The 26,864-nt window shown below is 70.5% G+C and carries 25 protein-coding genes; 2 read left to right on the forward strand and 23 right to left on the reverse strand.

What is annotated here, in order from left to right; all coding sequences use genetic code 11:
• Positions 1-12: 12 nt before the first annotated feature.
• The 22 genes from AC3WLB_RS12250 to kdpF all read right to left on the reverse strand — a co-directional run bounded on the left by AC3WLB_RS12250 (position 13) and on the right by kdpF (position 24,746).
• Complete coding sequence (locus AC3WLB_RS12250) at positions 13-1,380, reverse strand: amidohydrolase family protein (protein ID WP_492506315.1); 1,368 nt, start codon at positions 1,378-1,380, stop codon at positions 13-15.
• Complete coding sequence (locus AC3WLB_RS12255) at positions 1,377-2,696, reverse strand: amidase family protein (RefSeq protein ID WP_492506317.1); 1,320 nt, start codon at positions 2,694-2,696, stop codon at positions 1,377-1,379. The genes AC3WLB_RS12250 and AC3WLB_RS12255 overlap by 4 nt, the downstream gene beginning before the upstream one ends.
• Positions 2,693-3,958, reverse strand: coding sequence for a M24 family metallopeptidase (locus AC3WLB_RS12260; protein WP_492506319.1), 1,266 nt, complete (start codon positions 3,956-3,958; stop codon positions 2,693-2,695). Before AC3WLB_RS12260 ends, AC3WLB_RS12255 begins: the two co-directional genes overlap by 4 nt.
• Positions 3,955-5,043, reverse strand: a complete 1,089-nt coding sequence (locus AC3WLB_RS12265; protein WP_492506321.1) for a TIM barrel protein — start codon at positions 5,041-5,043, stop codon at positions 3,955-3,957. The genes AC3WLB_RS12260 and AC3WLB_RS12265 overlap by 4 nt, the downstream gene beginning before the upstream one ends.
• On the reverse strand, positions 5,040-6,491 hold the full coding sequence (locus AC3WLB_RS12270; RefSeq protein ID WP_492506323.1) for an FAD-binding oxidoreductase: 1,452 nt from the start codon (positions 6,489-6,491) through the stop codon (positions 5,040-5,042). The genes AC3WLB_RS12265 and AC3WLB_RS12270 overlap by 4 nt, the downstream gene beginning before the upstream one ends.
• A gap of 7 nt (positions 6,492-6,498) precedes the next feature.
• Positions 6,499-7,599 (reverse strand): sugar phosphate isomerase/epimerase family protein, encoded by a 1,101-nt coding sequence (locus tag AC3WLB_RS12275; protein ID WP_492506325.1) that lies wholly within the window; start codon positions 7,597-7,599, stop codon positions 6,499-6,501.
• Positions 7,596-8,423, reverse strand: a complete 828-nt coding sequence (locus tag AC3WLB_RS12280) for an ATP-binding cassette domain-containing protein (RefSeq protein WP_492506327.1) — start codon at positions 8,421-8,423, stop codon at positions 7,596-7,598. The genes AC3WLB_RS12275 and AC3WLB_RS12280 overlap by 4 nt, the downstream gene beginning before the upstream one ends.
• Positions 8,420-9,358, reverse strand: coding sequence for an ABC transporter ATP-binding protein (locus AC3WLB_RS12285; RefSeq protein ID WP_492506329.1), 939 nt, complete (start codon positions 9,356-9,358; stop codon positions 8,420-8,422). The genes AC3WLB_RS12280 and AC3WLB_RS12285 overlap by 4 nt, the downstream gene beginning before the upstream one ends.
• Position 9,359: 1 nt before the next feature.
• The gene (locus tag AC3WLB_RS12290; RefSeq protein ID WP_022895015.1) at positions 9,360-10,331 is read right to left on the reverse strand and encodes an ABC transporter permease; all 972 of its coding nucleotides are present in this window, start codon (positions 10,329-10,331) and stop codon (positions 9,360-9,362) included.
• Entirely contained in the window at positions 10,328-11,353 is a 1,026-nt protein-coding gene (locus AC3WLB_RS12295; RefSeq protein WP_492506331.1) for an ABC transporter permease, read from the reverse strand. Before AC3WLB_RS12295 ends, AC3WLB_RS12290 begins: the two co-directional genes overlap by 4 nt.
• 97 nt (positions 11,354-11,450) lie before the next feature.
• Positions 11,451-13,019, reverse strand: coding sequence for an ABC transporter substrate-binding protein (locus AC3WLB_RS12300; RefSeq protein ID WP_492506333.1), 1,569 nt, complete (start codon positions 13,017-13,019; stop codon positions 11,451-11,453).
• A 37-nt stretch (positions 13,020-13,056) separates the two neighbouring features.
• Positions 13,057-14,391, reverse strand: a complete 1,335-nt coding sequence (locus AC3WLB_RS12305) for an amidohydrolase (protein WP_492506335.1) — start codon at positions 14,389-14,391, stop codon at positions 13,057-13,059.
• A gap of 121 nt (positions 14,392-14,512) precedes the next feature.
• Entirely contained in the window at positions 14,513-15,202 is a 690-nt protein-coding gene (locus AC3WLB_RS12310) for a GntR family transcriptional regulator (protein WP_492506337.1), read from the reverse strand.
• 105 nt (positions 15,203-15,307) lie between these two features.
• Complete coding sequence (locus AC3WLB_RS12315) at positions 15,308-15,712, reverse strand: PIN domain-containing protein (RefSeq protein ID WP_492506339.1); 405 nt, start codon at positions 15,710-15,712, stop codon at positions 15,308-15,310.
• Positions 15,709-15,939 (reverse strand): hypothetical protein, encoded by a 231-nt coding sequence (locus AC3WLB_RS12320; RefSeq protein WP_031282236.1) that lies wholly within the window; start codon positions 15,937-15,939, stop codon positions 15,709-15,711. Before AC3WLB_RS12320 ends, AC3WLB_RS12315 begins: the two co-directional genes overlap by 4 nt.
• 77 nt (positions 15,940-16,016) lie before the next feature.
• Positions 16,017-16,988, reverse strand: coding sequence for a magnesium/cobalt transporter CorA (gene corA, locus AC3WLB_RS12325; protein ID WP_492506342.1), 972 nt, complete (start codon positions 16,986-16,988; stop codon positions 16,017-16,019).
• Positions 16,985-17,719 (reverse strand): response regulator, encoded by a 735-nt coding sequence (locus AC3WLB_RS12330; protein WP_492506344.1) that lies wholly within the window; start codon positions 17,717-17,719, stop codon positions 16,985-16,987. Before AC3WLB_RS12330 ends, corA begins: the two co-directional genes overlap by 4 nt.
• Positions 17,716-20,262, reverse strand: coding sequence for a DUF4118 domain-containing protein (locus tag AC3WLB_RS12335; RefSeq protein ID WP_492506346.1), 2,547 nt, complete (start codon positions 20,260-20,262; stop codon positions 17,716-17,718). Before AC3WLB_RS12335 ends, AC3WLB_RS12330 begins: the two co-directional genes overlap by 4 nt.
• Before the next feature lie 12 nt (positions 20,263-20,274).
• Complete coding sequence (gene kdpC / locus AC3WLB_RS12340; protein ID WP_492506348.1) at positions 20,275-20,877, reverse strand: potassium-transporting ATPase subunit KdpC; 603 nt, start codon at positions 20,875-20,877, stop codon at positions 20,275-20,277.
• Positions 20,878-20,899: 22 nt separating this feature from the next.
• Positions 20,900-22,969, reverse strand: coding sequence for a potassium-transporting ATPase subunit KdpB (kdpB, locus tag AC3WLB_RS12345; RefSeq protein ID WP_492506350.1), 2,070 nt, complete (start codon positions 22,967-22,969; stop codon positions 20,900-20,902).
• 3 nt (positions 22,970-22,972) lie between these two features.
• Entirely contained in the window at positions 22,973-24,640 is a 1,668-nt protein-coding gene (gene kdpA / locus AC3WLB_RS12350; protein ID WP_492506778.1) for a potassium-transporting ATPase subunit KdpA, read from the reverse strand.
• Between the two features lie 16 nt (positions 24,641-24,656).
• Positions 24,657-24,746, reverse strand: a complete 90-nt coding sequence (gene kdpF, locus AC3WLB_RS12355) for a K(+)-transporting ATPase subunit F (protein ID WP_022896341.1) — start codon at positions 24,744-24,746, stop codon at positions 24,657-24,659.
• Between the two features lie 262 nt (positions 24,747-25,008).
• On the opposite strand from kdpF, the gene AC3WLB_RS12360 reads away from it, so the two are divergent.
• Positions 25,009-25,215, forward strand: coding sequence for a hypothetical protein (locus AC3WLB_RS12360; RefSeq protein ID WP_492506352.1), 207 nt, complete (start codon positions 25,009-25,011; stop codon positions 25,213-25,215).
• A gap of 22 nt (positions 25,216-25,237) precedes the next feature.
• On the opposite strand, the gene AC3WLB_RS12365 is transcribed toward AC3WLB_RS12360, so the two are convergent.
• Positions 25,238-25,606, reverse strand: a complete 369-nt coding sequence (locus AC3WLB_RS12365; protein WP_022895495.1) for a DUF7882 family protein — start codon at positions 25,604-25,606, stop codon at positions 25,238-25,240.
• A gap of 104 nt (positions 25,607-25,710) precedes the next feature.
• Between AC3WLB_RS12365 and AC3WLB_RS12370 the strand changes: the two genes are divergently transcribed.
• The gene (locus AC3WLB_RS12370; RefSeq protein ID WP_492506355.1) at positions 25,711-26,850 is read left to right on the forward strand and encodes an AI-2E family transporter; all 1,140 of its coding nucleotides are present in this window, start codon (positions 25,711-25,713) and stop codon (positions 26,848-26,850) included.
• The last annotated feature ends 14 nt before the right edge of the window (positions 26,851-26,864 follow it).

The following is a 26,864-nucleotide window of genomic DNA, read 5'->3' on the forward strand; positions in this document are numbered from 1 at the left end:
TTAACTATCGCATCATTCCCTGGCCTCCTCCTGCCGGAGGGCGGCGAGATCGGGCGCCCAGCTCTCGTGGTGCTCGGCGGCGTAGACGACCCGGCCGCGGGCGACGACGAGGTGGCGGGGCGGCTGGTCGAGCACGAGCGCGGCCGGGTCGAGGGAGTCGAACACCACCAGATCGGCGCGTGCGCCCGCCTCGATGGCGTGCCGGGGTTCGGGGGCCGGGTGCAGGATGCGGGCGCCGGCGGCACCGGTCAGCTCGAGCAGCTGCGCGAAATGGGCGGGATCGGAAGCGAAGGAGACGCGGGCGAGGAGCAACGCGATGTCGAGCGGATCGGCGCGCCCCGTTGGCGTGAAGGCGTTGCGCACGTTGTTGGAGGAGACGGCGGTGCGCACGCCCCGGCGGCGCAGCGGCTCGAGCGGAGCCACACCCCGGCGGGCGTTCGACTCGTCGGACCGGCCCATCAGGTAGAGGTCTGTTGCGGGGAGCACCACCACCGCGACGTCGGCCGCCACCAGAGCGTCGAGCACACGGTCGCGACGAGCCGATGGCATCGCCGAGAGCGTGGTGACGTGCCCGAGAGCCACCCGTCCCTGGAGCCCACGGTCGGCCACGGCCTGCGCGACGTACTCGGCGAGCGTGAACCGCTCGTCGTCGAGGTCGTCGGCCAGATCGAGGTGCAGGTCGGCGGGCGCGCCGAACTCGACGGCGAGGTCGAGCACCTGGTCGACGTGCGCCCGGGCGTCGTCCGAGGTGACCTCCGAGTACGGGCATCCGCCGACCACCGTGTTGGGGCGGGCGAGGCCGGCCCTCATCAACTCGAGCGTGCCGGGGCGGGAGAGGATGCCCTCCTGCGGGAAGATGGCGATCTGCAGGTCGAGCCAGGTCGCGTGCTCCTCGGCGAGCGCGGACATGACGTCGACACTGAGGAGGCCGACGCCCGGATCGACCTCGGTCTGGGCCCGGATGGCGGTGGTGCCGTTGCGCAGCGCCATGCCGAGCATCCGTTCGGCCCGGGTGCGCACGTCGGCGGCGGTGAAGGCCGCCTTGCGCTCGGCCGTGGCGGCGATGGCCTCGGCGAGCGTGGCGCCACCCGCCGGTGTGCCGAGCAGCGCCTTGTCGAGGTGCAGATGCGGCTCGACGAACGACGGCGCGACCACCCGGCCGCCCAGGTCGAGCGAGCCCGGAGCGAGGGAGCCGACGTCGAGGGGGCCCGCGTCGCCCGCCGCGGGGGTGGGCGACGCGGGGTGCACGGCGACGATGCGGCCATCCGCGAGGTGGATGTCGACGAGCCCGCCGGGGCCGACCGCAGTGCCGGTGCCCGTGGCGATCCGCGCGTTGCGGAGCAGCACGGGGGTCGTCCCCGCCGCGGACGGCGACGTCATGCCGTCGCGCCCGGCGGAACGGCGTCCGCGTGCGGCAGGGCCAGCGGATCGGCGTCGCGCGCGAGGCCGAGCAGCAGCTCGTCGTCACCCGGGCGCCCGACCGCGCAGAGTCCGACGGGCAGCCCGTCGACCTCGGCGAGCGGCAGTGAGACCGCCGGCAGCCCCGCGAGACCCGCGAGACAGGTCATCGCGATCGTGCGCCCGCGCAGTTCGCCCTTCGCCGCCGCGTCGAGGTCGACGCGGGGCGCCGGGCCGGAGGCCGACGCGAACACGAGCACGGCGCCCGGTGCGAGCACCTCGTCCAGGCGGGCGAGGATCGCGTCGCCGGCCTCGTCGGCCAGCCCCATCCGCGAGGTGTCCGCGGCCGCGGCGTCGGCCATCCGCGCGGTGATGCCCGGACCGAATCGCGGCGCCGGCTCCCTGGTCGACACCCACTCACCGTGCGTTCGCCAGATCTCGGGCAGCTGCCGCGCCATGAACGCGGAGCGCCACTCGCCGAGCTGCGGGGCTCCGGCGAACTCCACCTCGCTGAACGGGACACCGATCCGGGCGGCGAGCGCGACCGCGGCGGCCCGCACGGCGACGACGGCACCCGGATCGGCCAGCCCGAGCACATCCGTCGCGACCACGATGCGCGAGACCGCGGGCACGCCGCCACCGGCGCCACCGCCGCCACCGCCGCCACCGCCGGCGCCGTCACCAGCGCCACCGTCGCTCGACGAGAGCAGCACCCGCGTCGCCGTCTCGAGCATCGCGCCCGAGCGCGCGAGCACCCCGACGGTGTCGAACCGCGGCACGAGCGGCACCAGGCCGTCGGTGGGCACCCGGCCGTGCGTGGTGCGGATGCCGAACACCCCGCAGTACGACGCCGGCACCCGGGTGGAACCTCCCGTGTCGGTGGCGAGCGCGTAGTCGACGAGTCCGCCGGCGACGGCCGCGACCGATCCGCTCGACGATCCGCCCGGGATGCGCGACGCGTCGTGCGGATTCACGGGCGTGCCGTAGTGCACGTTCGTGCCGGAGAGGCTGAAGGCGAGTTCGTCGCTGTGCGCGATTCCCACCACGGTCGCCCCGGCATCCGCCCAGGCCTGCACGGCCGCCGCGTTCGACACCGCGGGTCGGGCATCGGCGAGCCAGTCGGGATTGCCCGCGGCGATGGTCTGGTCGGCGATCGCGAAGAGATCCTTCGTCACCGTCACGGTGCCCGCGAGCGGCCCCGATCCCGCCCCCGCCACGAGCACCGCCGGCCCCACCCGGAGCGCTCCGGTGGCCGAGGCCCGCTCCGCCGACGGCAGCGCGACGAGCGTCTCCGTCACGCCGCCACCACCTGCAGCCGGTTGGCGATCGTGTTGAGCTCTTCGATGCCGTTGGCGGTGAGCATCACGGTGCCGCCGATGCAGACGCGCTTGCCGTCGCGGAGCGCGTTCGGCTCGAAGGCGAACGCCACGCCCTCCGTGATCACGAAGTCGCCGTCGAGCCCGACACCGCCGGGGAGCTTCGGCAGGTGCGAGAGCGCCGGGTCGACGCCCGGGTCGATGCGCGTGGCGCTGTTGTAGATCACCGGCGCGACCGTCTGCACCATCGGCCCCGTGTTCCAGGTGCGCGAGCGCTTGAGCGGCTCGTCCATGATGGCCGCCAGCTCCGAGAAGCGGATGCCCGGCTTCAGCGCCTGGATGCCCGCGTCGTACGACTCCAGGCACACTGCCTCGAGTTCGCGCAGCAGCGCATCCGGCTCACCGATCGACACGTCGATCTGCTGCTGCGACTCGAATCCGCCGTAGTAGGCGAAGAGCTCCGAGGCGATGCTGTCGCCCTTCTGCAGCGCGTAGGGCTTGCCGCCCATGCCGAACCACTCGGGCTGACCCCAGCCGAAGCGCTGCGAGCCGGCGCGTTCCAGGATGAAGGGCGCGCGCATCCACCCGCCGCCGGCGACGATGGCCTCGATGGCCGCCGCCGTCACGACGCTCTCGAGCACCCCCACGCCCGCCGCAGCGACGTACGCGGCACTGGCCGCCTCGCCGAGGGCCGCCGCTTTGCGCACCATCTGCTGCTCCTCCTCGCTCTTGACGAGCGTGAGGGTCTCGAAGGCGTCGGCGACGTCGACGAAGGTCACGCCGGGCAGGGCGGCGAGCACGGCCGTCCAGGTGCGGAAGGGGATGACGCCGTTCCACTGCCCCACCGCGCGGCTGGTGAGACCCACGATGCCGATGGTGGCGCCGGCGAGCCCGCGCTCGTTCACCGCGGTGGTGAGGTTCGCGATGGGGTTGCCGTGCACCCAGTTGTCGGTCCAGCGCTCGTAGCGCGCTCCGGCGGAGTCGTAACGGTTGATCGGCACGTCGCCGAGGAACGACAGCGGCTCCTCGGTGGGGGTGAACAGCACGGTGGCGTGCGCGTCTTCGTTGGTCAGGTAGGAGTCGTTCGCGTTGCGGCCCTGCCCGAAGATCAGCAGCGCGTCGAGGCCGTTCTCGGACAGGAAGGCACGCACGAGGGCCCAGCGCCGGTCGCGCTCGGCGAGGCTCAGGGTGGGGAAGAAGTCGCTGTCGACCGCGACGCTGTTGGGAACGGTGAGGAGGGTCATGCGTTTCTCATTCCTGTTTCGGTGGTCACGAGCCGATCCGGCCCGGTCAGATCGGCGAGCACGGCGCGCAGGGCGGCCGCGCTCGAGGTGATGAAGGCGAGCGACTGCTCGTCGTCGATGGGCGCACGCAGCGCGTCGAGGCCGGGCGCGAGGCCGGCGGCGGCGCGCGATTCGTAGTCGCGGGTGAGGGCCAGCACCGACTCGTACTCGTCGTCGGTGAGATCCGGATGCCCGTCCCGCCACACCGGGTCGTCGATGTGGAGCGGCATCTCGGCGGACATCCGCACCACCCCTTCGATGGAGAGGTTCACCGGGTGCGGCGACTCGAGCAGCGATCCGAGCACCGCGTGCCAGTCGATGACGCCCTGCCCGACCGGGGCGAGGAAGCGCCCGATGCCATCGGCGGTGGAGTGCAGCGCCACGTCACGCACGTGGCTGAGCCGCGTGTAGGGTGCCACCCGCGCGGCGGCTGCCACCGGGTCTTCGCAGCGCACGAGCACGTTCGCGGTGTCGAAGGTGATGCCGAACGCATCCGGTCCGGCGCCCTCCACCAGGCGCACCACCTCGAAGGAGGTGATCTCCTCATGGGTCTCGATGTTGAGGTGCGCGCCCGTGTCGCGCAGCACCGGCGCGATGCGGTCGAGCACCTTCGCGGTGGCCAGCAGCTGCTCGCTCCACTCGACGTCGGTGCGGAACCGGTCGCAGGCGTAGAGGCCGCGGATGCGGAACTGGTAGTTCGCCGTGGCCGTCCAGAGCTCGGTGATGCCCGCAGCGGTGACCGCACGGATGATCCGCTCGAGCCCCAACAGGTAGTCGCCCTCCCCGAGCCGGCGGATCTCGGGCGCTTCGGGGGTGGCGTACGGATTGACCTTCGCGGTGCCCACCTCGAGGTAGAGCCCCAGGTCGACGGCGGCGGCGGTGACGTCGGCGAGCTCGGCCGCATCCAGGGTCGGACTCAGGGCGAAGGCCGAGCGGAAGAAGGCGCCGTCGAGGCCGAGCGCCGCGACCGCCTCGAGCGTGCCGACGGCGCCGAGCGCTTCGGCGCCCGGGAACTTGCTCGTGTCGGTGCCCACCCGCAGGGTCATGCGAGCTCCCCCGCGTTGTCGCTCAGGTCGACGAGTCCGCGGGCGAAGACGTTACCCGGGTCGTACTGCTTCTTCACCGACACCAGCCGGTCGTACTTGTCGCCGTAGACCGAGCGCGCGACGGACTCGTCGCCCGCCACCGAGGTGAAGTTGATGTAGGTGCCTTTCCGGTACGGCGCGAGGGCCTCGTCGAAACCCTTCGCCCAGGCCACCAGCGGCGCCTTCTCACCCGGGTACTCCCAGTCGGCGCCGATGTTGGCGGCGAAGGGGGCGCCCACCCCGGCGGTGGAGTCGTTCGACGAGTCGCGCGGGGTGCGCGAGCCGGCGATGATCTCGAACGGGCACATCAACTGGTGGGCGATGTGGGCGCTGGAGTTGAGCGCCCGGCCGGTGTAGGCATCCGCTCGCTCGATGATGGTGTCGATCGCCTCGGCCGAGAGCTCGCTCAAGAAGGTGTGCTTCCAGTAGTGCGAGATGCCGTAGCGGAACTCGTCGTCGGTGGCGTGCTGCAGTGTGACGTGCGGCATGGTGCGGAGGCTCTCGTAGATGGGCGTGGCCTGCTCGAACATCGGGGCGGTGGCGGCGGGCTCGTCGGCGGGGTCGCCGTAGAACACCGTGGCGACCGAGATGATGGGCTCGCCGCGGTGCTCGGCCGGGATCTGCGACCAGTACTCGGGCGCGCGCAGCAGCCGCACGTAGGTGCCCTGGTTGGCCGGCGCGTCGAGGCCCCACTCGGCGAAGTAGCCGAGCAGCGCCTTGCGGTCGCTCGCGGCGTAGAGCGCCTGGCGCACGGTGGCCAGGCCGGGCAGCGGCACGTAGCGGTAGACGAAGCGGGTGGCGATGCCGTAGTTGTGACCGGCGCCCTTGAGCGCCCAGAACAGCTCGGGGTGGGAGGTGGCGCTGGCGGTGAGGATGCTCCCGTCGGCCACCACCACCTCGATCTCGACGACGTGGTCGACGGTCGCGCCGTACATCCGGGCGAGGTAGCCGAAGCCGCCGCCGAGCGTCAGGCCCGCGACCCCCGTGTGCGAGACGACGCCGGCGGGAACCGCCACCCCGAGCTCGGCGGCGGGCCGGTCGACGTCACCCCAGCGGCATCCGGCCCCCACCGTGACCGTGCCCGCCTCGGTGTCGAAGACGACCTGGTCGAGGAGGGCGGTGTCGATCAGCACGGCACCGTCGGCGACGGCGGTGCCGGCGAGGTTGTGACCGCCCCCGCGCACCGTCACCGGCACGCCGTTGGCGACGCTCCAGGTGAGGGCGGCGGAGACATCCTGGGCCGAGGTGCACCGCACGATCGCGGCCGGGTAGCGGTCGATGTCGGCGTTCCACACCCGCCGCAGCAGGTCGTAGTCCGGGTGCTCGGGCAGAACGACGTCGCACGCGACCGCGTCGGCGAGTCCGCGCAGGCCGGCCGTGTCGGTGAGGGGGAAGGGGGCGATGCTCATGGTGGTCCTATCGGTCGTGAACGGATGCGGGTGCTGAGCCGGCGAGCGCCTCGCGACGCGCGAGTGACGCGCGCAGGTGGCTCGCGCAGCGCAGCGCGAAGTCGTTGATGGCCTCCGCGGGGCGGAGGGCGCGCAGCTGGTCGATGGTCTCGGCCTCGCCCGCCAGCGCCCGGGCCTGGTACGCCTCGGCGAGCGCCGTGAGTTCGGCGAGGGCGGCGTCGGTGAGGTCGGGATGCCCGGCCCGCCAGACCGGGTCGGCGGTGTGCAGCTTCATCTCGGCGCGCACCTGCCCGATCGGCTCGATGGTGAGGTTGATGCCGGGGTTCGCGTCGAGCACCTCGGCGAGCGCGACGTCCCAGTCGATGACGCCTTCGCCGCAGGGGGCGATGAAGCGGGAGATGCCCTCCTCGGTCACCCAGAGGGCGGCGTCACGCAGCTGGGTCGTGCGCACGTGCGGGGCGATCCGAGCGATCCCCTCGAGCGGCACCTCGGCGCGCACGGCCAGGTTCGCGGGGTCGAGGCAGACGCCGAGCACGTCGTCGCCGACGGCGTCGATGAGCCGCAGCAGCTCGAAGGTGGTGATCTCCTCGTGCGTCTCGAGGTTCAACCGCACGCCGGTGGCGCGGAGGGCCGGCGCGAGCTTCAGCAGAAAACGCTCGGTGGCCGCGAGCTGGTCGGGCCAGTCGGTGTCGGTGCGGAAGCGGTCGGTGAAGAAGATGCCCGGGTAGGGCTTGTAGCCGCCGATGGCGGTCCAGGTCTCGGTCCAGCCGAACTCGGCGCAGGTGCCGAGCATCCGCTCCATGCCGGCGAGGTAGCTGCCGTTGCCGAGGTCGCGCACGCGCGGCAGTTCGGCGGTCATGTACGGGTTGACCTTGCCGACGCCCATCTCGACGTAGAGCCCGAGCTCGTCTGCGAGCTGCGCGAAGTCGGTGAGTTCGGCGCGGTCGAGGGTGGGCGAGAGCTCGTCGAGGGTGCGCACGTTCACGCCCTCGAGTCCCATCGCCGCCACCGTGCGGAGGGCGTCGCTCCACGACCCCCACGCCGTGCTGCCGTTCAGGAACTTCACGTCGACCCCGACGCGGGTGGTGGTGAGAGTGGTCTCGGTCATGCTGTCCTCGCTTCGATCAGGGCTCGTCGCTGTTGCCGGCGCATCCGCTCGCCGGCCGGATCGGCTCGGGGAACGGCTTCCAGCAAGGCCTGGGTGTACGGATGCGCGGGGTGGTCGTAGACCTCGTCGCGCGTGCCCTGCTCCACGGCGACGCCGTTCTGCATGATCACGAGGCGGTCGCAGAGGTACCGCACCACGGCGAGGTCGTGGGCGATGAAGAGCACGGAGAGCGACAGTTTCTCCTGCATGTCCTTCAGCAGGTTGAGCACCTGCGCCTGCACCGACACGTCCAGCGCCGAGACGGGTTCGTCGCAGACGAGCACCCGCGGGCCGCTCACGAGCGCCCGGGCGATGGCGATGCGCTGGCGTTGCCCGCCGGAGAACGAGCGCGGGTAGCGGGCCAGGTGCCGCGCCTCCAGGCCCACCAGTTCGAGCATCTCGACCACGCGGTCGCGCCGGGCGGCTGCGGTCAGCTTGGTGTTCACCCGCAGCGGCTCGGCCACGATGCGGCCGATCGTCATGCGCGGGTTGAGGCTCGAGTACGGGTCCTGGAACACCATCTGCACCTCGGAGCGGAATCGCCGCTGCTGGGCGAAGGTCATGCGGCGCAGGTTGATGCCGTCGTAGCGGAGGTCGCCGGACTCCGGCCGTTCGAGCCCCATGAGGCACCGCACCGTGGTCGACTTGCCCGAGCCCGACTCCCCCACGATGCCGAGCACCTCGCCCGGGAAGAGCTCGAACGAGACCTTGTCGACGGCCGTGTGGGTGCGGTTGCCCGACCCGAACCGCTTCACGAGCGAGTCGACGGTGAGCAGCGCGCTCATGCGGGCACCTCCTGGGGGGCGACGGGGGCGGTCGCGGCGGCCGCGGCGGTTTCGTCGGCTGCGGCCACTTCGCCGGCTGCGGCCGCGTCGGCCATGAACTGGTCGACCGTGCGGAGCCGCACCGAGGGGTCGGCGTCGATGCGGGGGATCGACCCGAGCAGGCCGCGGGTGTACGGATGCTCGGGGTCGGCGAACAGCTCGTCGACCGGCCGGTTCTCCACGATCGCGCCGCGGTACATCACGGCCACCCGATGCGCGAGACCCGCCACGATGGCCAGGTCGTGCGTGATGAGCAGCACGGCCAGCCCGAGCTCGCGCGACTGCTCCTCGATCAGGTCGAGCACCTGCTCCTGCACGCGCACGTCGAGCGCCGTGGTCGGCTCGTCGGCGATGAGCAGCGCCGGCTGCGCCACCAGGGCGGCCGCCATCACCACCCGCTGCCGCATACCGCCCGAGAACTCCGCGGGGTACGCCGACATGCGGCGCGCGGCATCCGGCACACCGAGCCGGTCGAGCATCTCGAGCGCCCGACGGCGCGCCTCGCGCCGGCCGACACCGCGGATGACGAGTGGCTCGGCCACCTGGTCGCCGATGGTGAGCACGGGGTTCAGCGCGGTCATCGGGTCCTGGAACACCATCGACACGGCCGAGCCGCGCAGTGCCCGCACCCGCCGCTCGGGCGCGCCCACGATCTCGGTTCCGGCCACTCGGATCGAGCCGCCGAGCCGCACGGTGGGGTCGAGGCGCATCACGGCCTTGGCGGTCATCGACTTGCCCGACCCCGACTCGCCCACCAGGGCGAGCCGTTCGCCGCGGTGGATCGTGAGGTCGACGCCGTGCACCAGGGTGAGGTCGCCTGGCGCGTCGTCGATGCGTGCCGCCTCGGGCACCTGCACGGTGAGGCCCGCGATCTCGAGCACCTTCTCGTCGGTCATGTCAGCGCCTCCGCAGACTCGGGTCGAGCCGCACCCGGATGGCGTCGCCGAGCAGGCCGAAGGCGATGGCGGCGATCGTGATGGCGAGGCCCGGGAAGGTGGTGACCCACCACGCGGTGGTGATGTACTCACGGCCCTGGGCGACCATGGCGCCCCAGTCGGCGCTCGGTGGCGGGGCGCCCACACCGAGGTAGGCGAGGCCCGCCATCAGCACGATCGTGCCCGAGATCTCCATGCTCGCCTGCACGTAGACCGAGTCCATCGAGTTCGGCAGCACGTGCCGGGCGAGCAGCCCGAACCGCGAGACGCCCGTCACCCGCGCCGACTCGACGTAGGCGCTCGACATCGTGACGCGCAGGATGCCGCGCACGAGCCGGGTGGTGCCCGGCCACATCGCGATCACCATGGCCACCACCACCGATCCGAGCGACGGCCCGAGGGCCGCCGCGATGCCGAGGGCGAGCACCATGGCGGGCAGGGCCATGGCGATGTCGCAGATGCGCATGATGACGGTGTCGACCGCCCGCGGCGCGAGCGCCGCGATGCTCGCCACCACGACTCCCACCACCGTGGTCAGCACGACCACGGCGATCGCCGCCAGCAGCGTGGTGCCGGCACCGGTCAGCAGCCGCGACAGCACGTCACGGCCGGCGTCGTCGGTGCCCATCCAGTGCGCGGCGCTCGGCGGCAGCAGCGAATCCACCGGCTGGGCCAGGTAGGGGTCGTAGGGGGCGATGAACGGGCCGACGATCGCGATCAGCACGAGCAGTGCGGTGATGACGATCGCGACGCGGTCGACGATCGGTGCCCGGCGGCCGAACAGTCCGCGGAGCCCCCGGGAGATGCCCGCGCCCAGACCGGCGGGGGTCAGCCACTCGTTGACTTTTCGATAGCCGCGGGTGCCGGCCGGCACGAAGTCGGCATCGACGCTCTCGCGCTCGGCTTCGGCCGTGGGTTCGAGCAAGGAGGTCATGCCGGTGCTCCCGTCGTGTACGAGGCCCGCACGCGCGGGTCGGTGCCGATCTGGATGAGGTCGACCACGAGACTCGCCACGGTGAACACCACACCGATCACGAGCACGCAGCCGAGCACGGCGAAGGTGTCCTGGTTGAGCACCGCCTGATTGAGGTAGACGCCGATGCCCGGCAGGGCGAAGACGGTCTCCACGAGGAGCGCCGCGCCCATCATCCAGCCCAATTGCATGCCGATGATCGTGAGCGTCGACCCGAACGTCGACCGCAGACCGTGCCGGGTGACCACCCGGAACGGCTTCGCGCCCTTCGAGACGGCGAAGGCCACGTAGTCGGTGTCGAGGGCGCCGATGAGGTTCGACCGCACGTTGCGCGCGACCGTGGAGAGGAAGGGCGCGCTCAGGGCGAGGGCAGGAAGGACGAGGTGCTCGAACGAGTCGCCGAACGCCGCGGGGTCGCCGGCGATCAGCGAGTCGACCAGCGTGAAGCCGGTGACGTCGGGCGGTGCGGCGCCGAAGGAGTTCGACCCCGAGATCGGGAACCAGCCGAGGTTCGAGGCGAACAGCCACTGCAGCAGGATGGCGAGCCAGAACACCGGCACACCGCCGCTCAACACGAAGAGGATGCGCGCCGCGACATCCGGCGCCGTGTCCCGGAGAGCGGCGGCGACGGTACCGAGCGGCACCGCGATCACGATGGTGAAGAGCATGGCCACCAGCACGAGCTGAAGGGTGACCGGCACGGTCTGCGAGAGGTCGGCCACCACGTTCTGGTGGGTCGACGCCGACTGGCCGAGGTCGCCGCGCACTGCCTTGCCGAGGAAGTCGAGGTACTGCTCGATCACCGGTTTGTCGAGACCGAGGCGCTGGCGGGCCTGCTCGATCTGGTCGGCGGTGGCCGTGCGGCCGGCCGCGACGCGCGCGGCGTCACCCGGGATGAGCTTGGTGAGGAAGAAGACGATGGTGATGATCCCCCACACGCTGAGGATCGCGAGCCCGACCCGCTTCGCGATGTAGATCGCCATGAGGTGCCTCCTGTTCGGGTGCGAGGGTTCGGAGTGATGGTGCGGGAAGGGGAAGGGTGGCGACGCCGGCGATGCGGCGCCGCCACCCCGGCGCCGGTTACGGCGTGACGACGAGCATCGTCGGGTTGAACAGCTGGTAGGTCGGGTCGTAGGTGATGCCGCCGAGACCGTCCCTCAGCACGACCGCCGACTGCGGGTTGGAGATGTTGACACTGACGTCGTCGGCGAGGATCTTGTCCTGGGCCTCGGTGAACGCGTCGCAGGCGGCGGCCGGGTCGGTGGTCGACATCCCCTTCTCGAGCAGCGCGTCGACCTCGGGGTTCGAGTAGAGCGCGTAGTTCGTCTGGCCGATGAACTGCGAGTCGTAGACGCGGTAGAGCATCGGGCCGATCTCGGGGTAGTACGGGAAGTCCCAGAGCAGACCGAGGTCGGGCGTGGTGTCGGGCGACTGGATCATGCTGACGTACTCCGGGTAGGTGACCGTCTGCAACTCGAGGTTCAGCCCGATGTCCTTGAGGTTCGACTGCAGCAGGGTGGCCGCCTTCTGGTGCTCGGGGATGGTGGACTGGTACGCGAGCGTCAGCGTGGCACCCTCGGCGCCGGCTTCCTGGATGAGCTCCTTGGCCTTCGCGACATCCTGCTCGGCAGGGCCGGTGTCGACCCGGCAGGCCACCGAGGGGGCGGCGAGTCCGGTCGCGACCGAGCCGCGGCCACTCAGGATCGACGAGATGTGGCCGTCGTAGTCGTAGGCCAGCTGGATCGCCTGGCGCACCCGCGGGTCGGCGGTGACGCCCTTCTGCGTGTTCATCATCACGTACAGCTGCAGCATGCTCTGCATGTCCTGCACCTGGAATCCGGATGCGTCCTCGAAGCCCTGGAGGTCGGGCCCGGTCAGCCCGGTCACCACGTCGACACCGCCCGACTTGAGCTCGGCGCTCAGTGTCGCGCCCTCGGTGATGTAGCGGTAGACCAGCCCGGTCGGCCGGGCGTCGTCGAAGCGCCACGAGTCGTCGTAGCGCGCGAGGGTGGCCTGCTGATTCGGCGTGTAGTCGGTCAGCGAGTACGGGCCGGAGCCGGCGTCGTGGCTCGCGAGCCAGGTCTGGCCGTCATCCGTTCCCTCGTTCTCGCTCACCAGACCGGAGTCGACGACGTAGATCTTGCTGAGGGCACCGACGAAGGTGGTGTTCGTCTTGCCGAGCGTGATCTCCACCGTCGTGTCGTCGACGGCCTTCGACGAGACGTAGTCGGTGATGAACGACGACACGCCGATGCCGAGCTTCTTCACCCGGTCGAGGGTGTAGACCACGTCGGCCGCGGTGAGCGGGGTTCCGCTGTGGAACACCACGTCGTCGCGGAGCTTCAGGGTCACCACGGTCGCGTCGTCGTTGTACGACCACTCCGCGGCGATCTGCGGCACCAGCTGGCCGTCGGCGTCGTAATCGACGAGTTTGTCGTAGGCGGCGCCGACCGTGAAGTCGGTCTGCACGTCGGAGGCGAGCACGGGGTCGAGGGTCTGCGGGGTGGCCCCCGTGCCGATGATGACGGTCTCGTCACGGGCGGCGGAGGTGGATGAGGAGCTCGAAGTCCCGCCGCAGGCGGTGAGCAGCGCGCTGACGGCGAGGGCTGCGACGATGGCCGCGCCCGCTCGGGCTGTGGTGCGTTTCATGAGTCACTCCGGGAGTAGGGGATGGATGGTGCGGGGGTCAGGGGCGCACCGGGACGGCACCGCGCAGGGCGGGTGCGGCGAGGTGCGTTTCGCGGGTCTGGGCGGCGACGAACGCTCCGCCGTGCAGCACGATCCGGTCGCCCGAACCTCCCGCGACGGCCGCGGCCGGCGAGGGGGCGTCCAGAACGAGCAGGTCGGCCGGCGCGCCCGCGACGACGCCGTAGCGGTCGAGGCCGATGGCGCTGGCCGCCGCATGGGTGACCAGGTCGAGCGCGATCTCCAGCTCCTCATCGGTGCGGAAGTTCGACTGGTAGGCCACCTGGCGGGCGATGCCCAGCATGTCGCCGTCGCCGTACGGCCACCAGGCGTCGCGGATGTTGTCGGAACCGGAGAAGACGGTGGCACCCTCCGCGCGCATCGCGAGCACCGGCGGCATCGGCCCGGCGGGACCGTTGGTCATGACGGCCACCCCGGCCTCGGCGAATTCGTGGCCGATGCGGCGGGCGAGGTCGAGCTCGATCGAGCCGAGTCCGTAGGCGTGGCTCACGACGACGCGGCCGGCGAGGCCGACCCGGCGCGTGCGCTCGGCGATGAGGTGGTACTGCTCGACCGCCGAGCCGCCGAGTTCGTGCAGGTGGATGTCCACGCCCACTCCGTAGGCGCCGGCGAGCTCGAACACGATGTCGAGGTGGCGCGCGGCGTCGCGATCGAAGCCGGCCGGGTCGAGACCGCCGATCACGTCGGCGCCGGCGATCAGCGCCTCCTCGAGCAGCCGCTCGACGCCGGGGGACGCCAGGATGCCGCTCTGCGGGAAGGCGACGATCTGCATCCGCAGCACACCGCGCAGCGCATCGCGCAGCTCGAGCAGCGATTCGAGCGAGGAGAGGCCGAGCTCGGTGTCGATGTCGACGTGGGTGCGCACGGTCCCGGTGCCCGATTCGACCATGGCCCGGGCGAGAGCGGCCGAGCGGTCGCCGACCGACTCGCTGATGGTCGAGCGGATGTCGCGCTCGGCGCCGACCCGGGCGGGCACGGTGGTGCCCACGCGGTGCGGTTGCCACGGAGCGCCCATGAAGGTCTTGTCGAGGTGTGCGTGTCCGTTCACCAGCGCCGGCAGCACCAGGCGGCCCTGCAGGTCGAGGTGCGCCGGGAGATCGGCCCGCCCCCGCACGACGTCATCGAACGCGGGGGAATCGATGCTCATCGCCCGGGCTCGGGCAGCCCCCGAGACGCCCGACGCCGCCTCGCGGGCGGATGCGCCGTCACCCCCGGCGGAGACCACGGAGACGATGGTGCCGTCGGCGACCGTCAGGTCGGCGAGCGCGCCGTTCGCGAGCCGTGCGTCGAAGAGAGTGAGAGCGTCGTACACCATTGGTCCTTCTGGGAAGAGATCTTGGTATACAAAATGCCATCTTTATATTTCAACGCGACTTCTCCGCTGTTACGTCTTTGTTTCGCGTCACTTGGTATGCCGAACGTGCGGCGACGGCGGGTTACGGGTCGAGGCGTTCGCGCATCAGCTTGAGCGAGTCCGAGCGGCTGTGCTCGACGTGCGCGTAGGCCAGCGAACCGGCGTACTCGACGTTGCCGTCAGCGATGGCCCGGCACAGCTGCTGATGCTCGGCGCACAACACCTGCTGATCGCGTTCGGCCTCGAGCCGGAACAGGCGGCGCACGCGGCCGTTGATCGGCCCCATCAGCCCGATCAGCAGCGAGTTGCCCGACAGGCGCAGGATCTCCTCGTGCAGCGCCGAGTTGGCCGCGGCGATCTCGCGGTCGTCGCCCACCTCGATCGCCGCCTCGGCCGCGGCCAGCCGCTCGAAGAGCTCGCTCGACGAGGCTCCCTGCGCGCAGGCCTGCGCCGCCAGCCGGGCCGCGAGCACTTCGAGGCTCGAGCGCACGGCGAACAGCTCCTCGACGTCGCCGAGCGTCATCTCGGTGACGACGGCGCCCTTGCGGGGCACGGTGCGGATGAAGCCTTCGCTCTCCAGGCGCGGCATCGCCTCGCGGATCGGGATGCGCGAGACGTTGAACTCCTCCGCCAGTTCGCGTTCCCGGATGCGCTCGCCCGCCGGGATGATCCCCTCGATGATGCGCTCGCGCAGCTCTTCGTAGATCTTCGCCGAGAGCGACTGATCCGCGATTCCGAGCGGCAGTGCGTTCGTCACGATTCCGGCATCCACGATGCAATCCCTCCAGCTGGCTGATTGCCTACTGTATTCCACGTTCGCCGTGCGTTGTCGCCGAGAGCACCGTGGGCTCGTCGGGCCCGAAGCGTCGCCGCGCCCTCACTCCGGCACGTACTCCTGCCGGAAGGCCGGCCCCACGGCCTCGGCGATGCAAGCGAAGTCGCGGTCGGAATGCAGCACGATCGCGTCATCCGCCATGGCGTAGGCAGCAATGAGACAGTCGAAGGCGGCCGCCGCGCGCATGAGGCCTTTCTCCCATAGCGCCTGTTGCAGGTCGAGCACATCGTGCTCGTCGGGATGATGATCGGCGGGGATGAACCTCGCCATGTCGTCTCGAAGTTCGCGAAACTCGGCGGCGTTGCGCGCCGAGTAACAGTACTCCAGCACCTGCGGCGGACAGGTCATGACGAGGTGCTGGGGCGGAAGTTCACGCATCCGCTTCGCTATGGCCGGACTCCGGGCAGCCTTCTGCCAGACACTGTTATCGACGAGATAGGTGGTCACGAAGCATCTTCATGCCTACCCGCAGGTGTGATGGTGGGGGCATCGATATCCTCATCGTCGAAGTGCCGCGAAATGATCCGTTCGATGGCTTCGGCCTGCTGCCGCTGGCGGGAGGCGATCACTGCCTTGAGCGCGATCTCGACTGTCTCCGCGTTGGACGAGGCTCGCACGAGAGTGCGTGCAGCGCGCAGATCGCTCGGATCGATGTCAATTGAGGTCACTACCACGGCACGCTCCTTTCGCTGCGTAGCCGCAAGCTTACAACATGAGTGAAGATCACATTGCTATTCGTGGTCGACGTGGCTCAGAGCCAGCCCTTGCTCTTGAAGACCCTGTAGAGGCCGAAGCCGAGGGCCGCCATCAGGCCGATCGCGAAGGGGTACCCGAGCAGCCAGTGCAGCTCGGGCATGTACTCGAAGTTCATGCCGTAGATGGTGCCGACGAGCGTCGGGGTGAACAGGATGGCGGCCCACGACGAGATCTTCTTGATCTCGTTGTTCTGGTCCTGACCCACGAGGGTGGTGTGCACCATCAGAGCGTTCTGCAGCAGCTGGCGGAACGAGTCGGCCCGCTCCACGATGCGCAGCACGTGGTCATGCACGTCACGCAGGTTCTCGCGCAGCGCGACATCGGCGTCGTGGGAGTCGAGCGCGTCGCGGACGGTCTCGAGGATGTCGGCGAGCGGATGCGTCGCGCGCTGGAACGCCATCACCTCTCGGGAGAGCTGATAGATGCGGCGGGACACTTCCTGGTCGCCGTTGAACAACTGGTCCTCGATCTCGTCGATGTCGTTCTCGAGACCGTTGACGACGGGCACGTACTCGTCGACCACCTGGTCGAGCACGGCGTACAGCACGGCGAGCGGCCCCTTCGCGAGCAGCCCGGGGTCGGCCTCCAGGCGCTTGCGCACGAGCGCGAGGTCGGGCGATTCGGCGTGCCGCACGGTGATGACGTGGTCGGCGCCGAGGAACACGTCGAGCTCGCCGAACTCCACCCGCTCGTCGGCGTCGATGTAGCGCGCCGGCCGCAGGGCGAGAAAGGTCGAGCCGCCGTACTTCTCGATCTTCGCGCGCTGGTGGCCCTTCAGCGCATCCTCCACGGCGAGCGGGGGCAGAGCGAACTCGTCGGCCACCGACTGCAGCTCCTCGGGGCTGGGGCGGTACATCCCGATCCACGCGAAGCCCTCGCGCTCCCGCATCACCTCGAAGGTCTCGTCGAGGCTCGGCGGGTCGGCCGTGCGGCGGCCCCCGACGTACACGGCGTTGTCGACGATCATCGGTCGCTCCGTCCATCATGAGCAGCTGCCGCGGGCGCGGCGGGTTCGTCGGGCACGAAGCGGTAGCCCATGCCCGCCTCGGTGAGCAGGTGCCGCGGATGCGACGGCTCCACCTCGAGCTTCTTGCGCAGCTGCCCGATGTAGAGCCGCAGGTACCCGGTCTCTTTCACGAGGTGCGTGCCCCACACCTCGGTGAGCAGCTCCTGGTGGGTGACGAGCCGGCCGGGGTTCCGCACCAGCAGCTCGAGGATCTTCCACTCCGTCGGCGTCAACCGGATGGCCGAGCGGTCACCCTCCCGGGTCACCAGGTGCGCGGCGAGATCGATGGCGACCCCGCCGAAGCTGACCACCGGGTCGCCGCCGGCCGCGGGCGCGACGCTCCGCCGGGTGAGGGCACGGATGCGCGCCAGCAGCTCATCCATCGCGAAGGGCTTGGTGACGTAGTCGTCGGCGCCCGCGTCGAGCGCATCCACCTTGTCGGCCGAGCCCGCCCGCCCCGAGACGACGAGGATGGGCACGCTCGACCAGCCCCGCACGGCCTGGATCACCTCGAGGCCGTCGAGCCGCGGCATCCCGAGGTCGAGCATGATGAGGTCGATCGAGGAGGCAGTGGCCTGCCGGATGGCCTCGGCGCCGTCGGCGGCCGTCACGATCTCGTAGCCCTGTGAGCCGAGCGTGATGCGCAGCGCCCGCAGGATCTGCGGGTCGTCGTCGGCGATCAGGATCTTCACGCGCCACCCGTCCTCTCCGCCGCCACCGGCAGGGTCACCACCATCGTGAGGCCGCCGCCCGGCGTCTCCTCGGTGTCGAGTGTGCCACCCATCCCCTCCACGAAACCCTTCGAGAGCGCGAGCCCGAGCCCGAGCCCGGTGAGGTTGTCGGTGTCGCCGAGCCGCTGGAACGGCACGAACACGTCGTCGCGCCGGTCGGGCGGGATGCCCGGGCCGCGGTCGACGACGCGCAGCTGAATTGTGTCGGCGAAGGTGCTCGCCGAGACCACCACCTGCTCCCCTGCCGGGCTGTACCGCAGCGCGTTCGAGAGCAGGTTCACCAGCACGCGGTCGAGCAGCACCGGGTCGGCGGCGAACGCCGGGAGGTCGGCGGCCAGCTCGAGGTCGACCTCGTCGGGGCCGAGGCCGAGCTCGTCGAGCACGCCCGGCAACAGGTCCTCGAGGTCGACCGGCACGAGCGAGACGCCGAGCACGCCGGCCTGCACCCGGCTGACGTCGAGGAGGTCGGTGAGCAGCTGGGCGAGGGTGCCGAGGCTCTCCTCGGCGGTGGCGAGCAGCTCGTCGCGATCGGCGGGGCTCAGCGTGGCGTCGCGGGCACGGAGACCGGTCACCGCCGCGGTCGCCGCGGTCAGCGGCCGCCGCAGGTCGTGCCCGACCGCGGCGAGCAGCGCCGACCGCACCCGGTCGGCAGCTGCCAGCGGGGCGAGGCCGCGCGCCGTCTCCTCGAGCCCCGCGTGCTCGAGCGCGGCGGCGATCTGCACCACGATCACCGCGAGCAACCGGCGATCGGATGCCTGCAACTCCCGCCCCGACAGCTCAAGCACGGTCTCGTCGTCGACCGGCATCGACACGACATCGGCCGCGGCATCCCCGTCCGCAGCGTCCGCAGAGCCCGCAGCGGCGGCTGAGCCCTCGGCGCCGGCGGGCTCGCCGTCGGCCGCGACCGTCGCGCCGGCCCGCACGAGCCGCACCCCGGTGAGCCCGAACGCCTCCCGGGTCTGGGTGACGAGCGCCTGCAGCGCATCCTCGCCGCGGAGCACGCTGCCGGCCACCGTGGCCACGAGTTCCGACTCGGCCGCCGAGCGGCGTGCCGCCCGCGAGCGCCGCGCCGCCTGGTCGACCACGATGCTCACGAGCAGCGCGATCACCACGTAGAGCGCCAGTGCGAGCACGTGCAACGGCTCGTTGACGGTGACCGTGTAGAGGGGATCGACGAAGAAGAAGTCGAGCGTGAACCCCGAGAGCACCGCCGCGAACAACGCGGGCCAGATGCCGCCGATCAGCGCGGCCACCACCACCAGCAGCTGGTAGGCGAGCACGTCGGAGGTGATCGAGTCGTCGCTCCGGAACGACGTGAGGAGCCAGGTCAGCAGGGGCCCGGCCACGAGCGCGAACGCGAAGCCGTAGATGCGCCGGCGCAGGGTGAGGGCTCCGCGGGAGCCGGGCAGGCGCATCCGCCCACCGGCCGCCGCGTGCGTCACGATGTGCACGTCGATGTCGCCGGATTCCCGGATGACCGTGGCCCCGATGCCCGGACCCGTCAGGAGCGCCGCGAGCCGGCTGCGGCGGCTCACGCCGATCACGAGTTGCGTCGCGTTGGACGCGCGCGCGAACTCGACCAGCGCGGCGGGCACGTCGTCGCCCACCACCTGGTGGAAGCTCCCGCCGAGGCTCTCGACGAGTGCCCGCTGGGCGGCGAGCGCCCCCGGGTTCGGCTCGCGCAGCCCGTCCTGCGCGGTGACGTGCACCGCCATCAGCTGTCCACCCGCGGAGCGGGCCGCGATGCGGGCGCCCCGGCGCAGCAGCGTCTCGCCCTCCGGGCCGCCGGTCAGCGCCACCACGACCCGTTCGCGGGCCTCCCACTTCTCGCCGATGCCGTGCTCGTCGCGGTAGCGACGGAGGGAGCTGTCGACCTCGTCGGCGAGCCAGAGCAACGCCAGTTCGCGGAGGGCCGTGAGGTTGCCGAGGCGGAAGTAGTTCGAGAGCGCGGCGTCGACTCGCGCCGCGGGGTAGACCTGCCCCTCGGCCAGGCGGTCCCGCAGCGCCTGCGGGGCGAGGTCGACGACCTCGATCTGGTCGGCGGCGCGCAGCACCGCATCGGGTACCGTCTCGCGCTGCGGCACGCCGGTGATCTGCTCCACCACGTCGTTCAACGACTCGATGTGCTGGATGTTCACCGTCGAGAGCACGTTGATCCCCGCATCCAGCAGCGTCTCGACGTCGCGCCAGCGTTTCTCGTGGGCGAGCCCGGGGGCGTTGGTGTGGGCGAGCTCGTCGACCAGCGCGTACTCGGGGGCGCGGGCGAGCACCGCGTCGAGGTCCATCTCGTCGAGCTCGACCCCGCGGTGACCGACGCGGAGGCGCGGCACCACCTCGAAGCCCGCGGCCATCGAGGCCGTGCCCGCTCGCCCGTGGGTCTCGACGATGGCGATCACCACGTCCTTGCCGGCGGCCCGCAGGCGCCGGCCCTCCTCGAGCATGGTGTAGGTCTTGCCGACCCCGGGCGCCGCGCCGAGCAGCACCCGGAGTCTCCCCTGCTTCACGCCGGCACCCGGTCAGCCCAGCTGCGCGAGGGCGAGGTTGAGCTGGAGCACGTTGACGGTCTCGTCACCGAGGTAACCGAGGTCGCGGCCCTGGGTGAACGACTCGACCAGATCATGAACCTGCGACTCCTCCAGTCCACGCGCCGCCGCGACACGCGGCACCTGCAGTAGAGCGTATTGCGGGCTGATCTGGGGGTCGAGCCCGGAGGCGGAGGTGGTGAGCGCATCCGCCGGGATGCCGGCCGGGTCGACGCCGTCGAGCTCCGAGATCGCGGCCTTGCGCGCGGCGATCTCGTCGAGAAGGTCGGGGTTCTCGGGGCCGTAGTTGCTGGCGACCGAGGCCGACCCGTCGTAGCCGGCGGCCGAGGGCCGCGACTGGAACCACTGCGGCAGGGCGTTGCCGTCGGCGTCGGCGAACGACTGGCCGATGAGCGACGAACCGGTGACGGTGCCGTCGGCGGCGGTGATCATGCTGCCGTTCGCCTGCGCGGGCAGCACGAGCTGGCCCACGCCGAGCACGGCGAGCGGGTACACGATGCCGAGGGCGACGGTGGCGATGAGGAGGAAGCGGAGCGCCACCCAGTAGGGGCGGGCGAAGCCGCGGGAGGAGGCCATGAGGGTGCCTTTCGTGAAGGGGTCAGAACCCGGGGATGAGGGAGACGAGCAGGTCGATCAGCTTGATGCCGATGAACGGCGCGATCACCCCGCCGAGCCCGTAGACGAGGAGGTTGCGGTTGAGGATGCGCGAGGCCGACAGCGGCCGGTACTTCACGCCACGGAGGGCGAGTGGGATGAGCGCGATGATCACCAGCGCGTTGAAGACGACCGCCGAGAGGATGGCCGATGCCGGCGAGTGCAGCTGCATGATGTTGAGGAGCGCGAGACCGGGGAACACGGCGCTGAACATCGCGGGGATGATGGCGAAGTACTTCGCCACGTCGTTCGCGATGGAGAACGTGGTGAGCGCCCCGCGGGTGATCAGCAGCTGCTTGCCGATGGCCACGATGTCGATGAGCTTCGTGGGGTCGGAGTCGAGGTCGACCATGTTGCCGGCCTCCTTCGCGGCGCTGGTGCCCGTGTTCATCGCCACGCCGACATCCGCCTGGGCGAGTGCCGGTGCGTCGTTCGTGCCGTCGCCCGTCATCGCGACGAGACGGCCGCCCTCCTGCTCGCGGCGGATGAGCGCCAGCTTGTCCTCCGGCGTCGCCTCGGCCAGGTAGTCGTCGACGCCGGCCTCGGCCGCGATGGCTTTGGCGGTGAGCGGGTTGTCGCCGGTCACCATGACGGTGCGGATGCCCATCGCCCGCAGTTCGGCGAAGCGGGTGGCGATGCCCTCCTTCACGACGTCCTTGAGGTAGACGACCCCGAGCAGTTCGGCCGGCCGGCCGGGCTCCTTCGTGGCGACGACGAGCGGCGTACCGCCGAGGGAGCCGATCCGGTCGGAGGCCTCCTGCACCTCGTCGAAGAGTGCGCTGCCCGCGGTGCCGCTCTCCCGGGCCCAGGCGATCACGGCCGAGCCGGCGCCCTTGCGGATCTGGCGGCCGTCGGCGAAGTCGACCCCGCTCATCCGCGTCTGCGCCGTGAACGGCACGATTTCACCGTCGACGTTCCCGGGCCGGGCGAACCCCTGCTGCTCAGCAAGATCGACGATCGATTTGCCCTCGGGCGTCGGATCGCTGAGCGACGAGAGCGCGGCCGCGTCACGGAGCGCTCCCGCATCGACGCCGGCCAGCGCCAGGAATTCGGATGCCCGGCGATTGCCGTAGGTGATGGTGCCCGTCTTGTCCATCAGCAGTGTCGTCACGTCGCCCGCGGCCTCGACCGCGCGGCCCGACATGGCGAGCACGTTCCGCTGCACCAGCCGGTCCATGCCGGCGATGCCGATGGCCGAGAGCAGCGCACCGATGGTGGTCGGGATGAGGCACACCAGGAGCGCCACCAGCACGGCGATCGAGGGTGCCGCGTTCGAGTAGCCGGCGATCGGGCCCAGGGTGAGCACCACGATCACGAAGATGATCGAGAGGCTGGCGAGCAGGATGTTCAGCGCGATCTCGTTCGGCGTCTTCTGCCGGCTCGCCCCCTCGACGAGCCGGATCATGCGGTCGACGAAGGTCTCGCCCGGCTTCGAGGTGATGCGCACCACGATGCGGTCCGAGAGCACCCGGGTGCCGCCGGTGACCGCGCTCCGGTCGCCGCCGGACTCCCGCACCACGGGCGCCGACTCACCCGTGATGGCCGACTCGTCGATCGAGGCGATGCCGTCGATGATGTCGCCATCGCCCGGCACGAGCTCGCCCGCCACCACCACGACCACGTCGCCGAGCCGCAGGTCGGCCGAGGCCACCTGGGTGGTGCCGGCGCGCTCCGCCGCGGGGTCGGCCACCTGGTCGTAGTCGACCACCCGGGCGGCCATGGTGCTCGTGCGCGTGGCCCGGAGCGTCGCGGCCTGCGCCTTGCCACGCCCCTCCGCCACCGACTCGGCGAGGTTCGCGAACAGCACGGTGAGCCAGAGCCACACCGCGATCGCCCAGGTGAAGGCGAGCGAGTCGGTGGCGTCGGTGAAGGGCTGCACGATGGCGATGAGGGTGGTCAGCGCCGCTCCGACCTCGACGATGAACATGACGGGGTTCCGCCACATCCGGCGCGGACTCAATTTGCGGAGCGCCTCGGGAAGACCCGTGGCGATCTGGGAGGTGAAGGTGGACATGGGTTACTGAAGCCCTTCGGCGAGAGGTCCGAGTGCGAGCACGGGGAAGTAGGTGAGGGCGACGACGATGACGACGACGCCGACGAGGAGGCCCACGAACTGCGGGCGATGGGTGGGCAGGGTTCCGGCCGTCACCGGCACCTTGCCCTGCGCGGCGAGTGACCCGGCGAGCGCCAGCACGAACACGATCGGCACGAACCGGCCGAGCAGCATCACCACGCCGAGCGCCGTGTTGAACCAGGGCGTGTTCGCGGTGAGTCCGGCGAAGGCCGAGCCGTTGTTGTTCGCCGCGCTGGTGAACGCGTAGAGCACCTCGCTGAACCCGTGCAGGCCGGGGTTCCAGATCGACGTCGACTCGACATCCGCTCGCACCGCCGGAATGGCGAAGCTCGCCGCGGTGCCCGCCAGCACGAGGGTGGGTGTGGCCAGGATGTAGAGGCTCGCGAGCTTGATCTCGCGCGGGCCGAGCTTCTTGCCGAGGTACTCGGGGGTGCGCCCGACGAGCAGTCCGGCGATGAACACGGTGATGATGGCGATGACGAGCATGCCGTAGAGCCCCGCGCCGATGCCGCCGGGGGCGATCTCGCCGAGCATCATGTTGAACAGCGTCATCATGCCGCCGAGCGAGGTGTAGCTGTCGTGCATGGAATTCACGGCGCCGGTGGACGTGATCGTGCTCGTCGTGCCGAACAGCGTCGAGGCGAAGATGCCGAAGCGCTGCTCCTTGCCCTCCATCGCGCCTCCCGCCGCCATCGGGCCGCTACCGGCGCCGGCCGCCTCGAACACGGTGAGCGCGGTCAGCGACACCACGAAGATGGCGGCCATCGCCGCGAGGATGGCGTAGCCCTGGCGCTTGTCGCCCACCATGGTGCCGAAGGTGCGGGGCAGGGCGAACGGGATGGCGAGCATCAGCACGATCTCGAACAGGTTCGTCCACGGCGTGGGGTTCTCGAACGGATGCGCGGAGTTCACGTTGAAGAACCCGCCGCCGTTGTTGCCGAGCAGCTTGATGGCCTCCTGCGACGCCACCGGGCCACCCGGGATCGACTGGGTCGCACCCGTCAGCGTCGTCACATCCGTGAACCCGGTGAGGTTCTGGATGACGCCGCCGGCGATGAGCACGATCGCCGCGAGGAAGGAGATCGGCAGCAGGATGCGCAGGATGCCGCGGGTGAGGTCGACCCAGAAGTTGCCGATGGTGCCGGTGGAGCGCCGGGAGAAGCCGCGGATGAGCGCGACGGCCACCGCGAGACCGACCGCCGCCGACACGAAGTTCTGTACCGCGAGGCCGATCAGCTGCACGGTGTAGCCCATCGTGACGTCGGGCGAGTAGGACTGCCAGTTCGTGTTGGTGACGAACGAGATCGCCGTGTTGAACGACAATCCCTCCGGCACGGCGGGGAAGCCGAGCGAATAGGGCAGCACGGCCTGCAGGCGCTGGATGAGGTAGACCAGCAGCACCCCGATCGCGGAGAACGCGAGCACCCCGCGGAGGTAGGCGCCCCAGCTCTGCTCGGAGTCGGGGGCGACGCCGATCAGCCGGTAGAAGCCGCGCTCCACCCGGAGGTTCTTCGAGGAGGTGAAGGTGCGCGCGATGTAGTCGCCGAGCGGCCGGTGCAGAAGGCCGAGGGCGAGCGCGAGGGTCGCGAATTGCGCGACGGCGAGCCAGATCTCGAGGGCGGACACGTCAGAACCGCTCCGGCTTCACGAGGGCGTAGACGAGGTAGGCCACAGCCGCCACGCCCAGCACCACGGCCAGGACATCGATGCCGATCACAGCTTCTCGACTCCCCAGGCGACCAGGGCGACGAGACCGAACACGGCCAGGATCGCAGCGACATAGACGATGTCGAGCACGGGATTCTCCATCCGACAGGGATTGTTGACGGATGTCGATCCAACGCCTGATCGCGGGCCCGGGCGCCGGTCCTAACGCTTTCCTGTCGGGGGCGGCGCCGAACCCTGCGCGTTCCCTACGCGATGACGCACGGACGGTGGCGAGCGCCTATGATTCAGGAGGTCGCGTTCAAAGGAGAACAATGACTGACACACTCACCACGCGCGCCGTCAGCTGGCGCGAAGCCCAATCCGGCCTCTGGGTCGCGACGTCGCCCGACGCCCGGCCGCTCGGCATCGTCACCGAGAAATGGGTGCACGGCTTCGTCGCCACCGCCCGCAGCGGCAAGAACCTCGGCACCCATCCCTCGCTCGCCGAGGCGAAGGCCGCCGTCGAGGCGTCGATCTAGCGCACGCCGATCTAGCGCACGTCTAGCGCACTGTGGCGGGGCCCGATGCGCCGCCGTGCCCGTTTCCGTTGCCGTTTCCGTTGGCACCACGGGTGCCCGGCTCTTCGGTGAACTGCAGGCCACCCGACCCGTTCGAGGAGGCGGTCAGCACGTCGAGCCACTCACGGTTGATCGACGGCACGCGCCCGCCCGCGAACTTGAAGTAGAGCGGGATGGCGCAGTCGAGCCAGATGCTCGAGCGGCCGTCGCCCACCGCCGGGTCGTCGCGCCATGAGAAGAAGAAGCTCTCCTTGCGCCGCAACTTCGCGGCGATCACGATCTGCAGATGCGTGAGTGTGCGGTCGTCGAACTCGATCTCGATGCCCGAGGTGCCGTACAGGAGCTTTCCCATACCCCCATTAACGCATGAGAACGCCGAACGCACGAGATGGTCGATCGCGGGCGCTGCCGACCGCAGCGGGATACTCTTGCGATGAGTCGAGATGAGGTGTCTTCGTGTTCAATCGCAAACCGCGGGTCGCTCCGCCGGAGACCAGCGCCCTGCAGCCGGGGTCGGATCTCGACATCGCGGGCCGTGACACGGTTCCGGCGGTTCGCGTCAATGCGTTCCGCATCGGTCTGGTGGGGGGCCTCGGCGTGCTGCTGGCCATCCTCATCGGCGGCGTGGTCACCCAGCTCAGCACGGTGCTCGTCTACGTCGGCGTCGCCCTCTTCCTCGCCCTGGGTCTCGACCCGCTCGTGTCGTGGCTCGAGCGAAAGATGCCGCGACCGGTCGCGATCGTGATCGTGTTCGCCGCGGTCATCCTGCTGTTCGGCGGACTGCTGTTCGCGGTCATCCCGCTCATCGTCGACCAGGCGTCGAACTTCATCCAGCAGTTCCCGCAGATCGTGCAGGACTTCGAGCACAGCGACTTCGTCACCGGCCTGCAGTCGCAGATCGGCGGCTTCGTCGACATCGACAAGGCGGTGCAGGATGCGACGGCCTTCTTCAAAGACCCCAACAACCTGCTGAACATCGGCGGCGGCCTCCTCGCCGTGGGCACCGGCATCGCGAGCGGTGCGACCGGCGCGGTGATCGTGCTCATCCTCACCCTCTACTTCCTGGCGTCGCTGCGTGCCATGAAGCGGGTCACCTACCGGTTCGTGCCGGCGAACAAGCGGGCCTCCTTCGCCTCCCTCACCGACGACGTCACGGGTGCTGTCGGCCGGTACGTCGTGGGGCAGATCGGGCTCGCGGCCATCAACGGTGTACTCAGCCTCATCTTCCTCAGCATCATCGGCGCACCGCTCCCGGCGCTGTTCGCGTTCGTGGCGTTCCTCGCGTCGCTCATCCCCCTCGTCGGCACGCTGAGCGGGGCGATCATCATCACCCTCGCCTGCCTGTTCGCCTCACCGGTCACGGCCCTGGTGGCGGCGATCTACTACCTCGTCTACATGCAGGTGGAGGCGTACTTCCTGAGCCCCCGCATCATGAACCGGGCGGTGTCGGTGCCGGGGTCGATCGTCGTCATCGCGGCGATCGCCGGCGGCACCCTCGGTTCGGTGCTCGGCGCGCTCGTCGCCATCCCGATCGCGGCATCGGCCATCATCATCGTGCAGAAGGTGGTGTTCCCGAAGCAGGACGCGAAGGTCTGAGCGGGGGCGCGGGA

This window comes from Herbiconiux sp. FW305-C-125 (assembly GCF_058783455.1).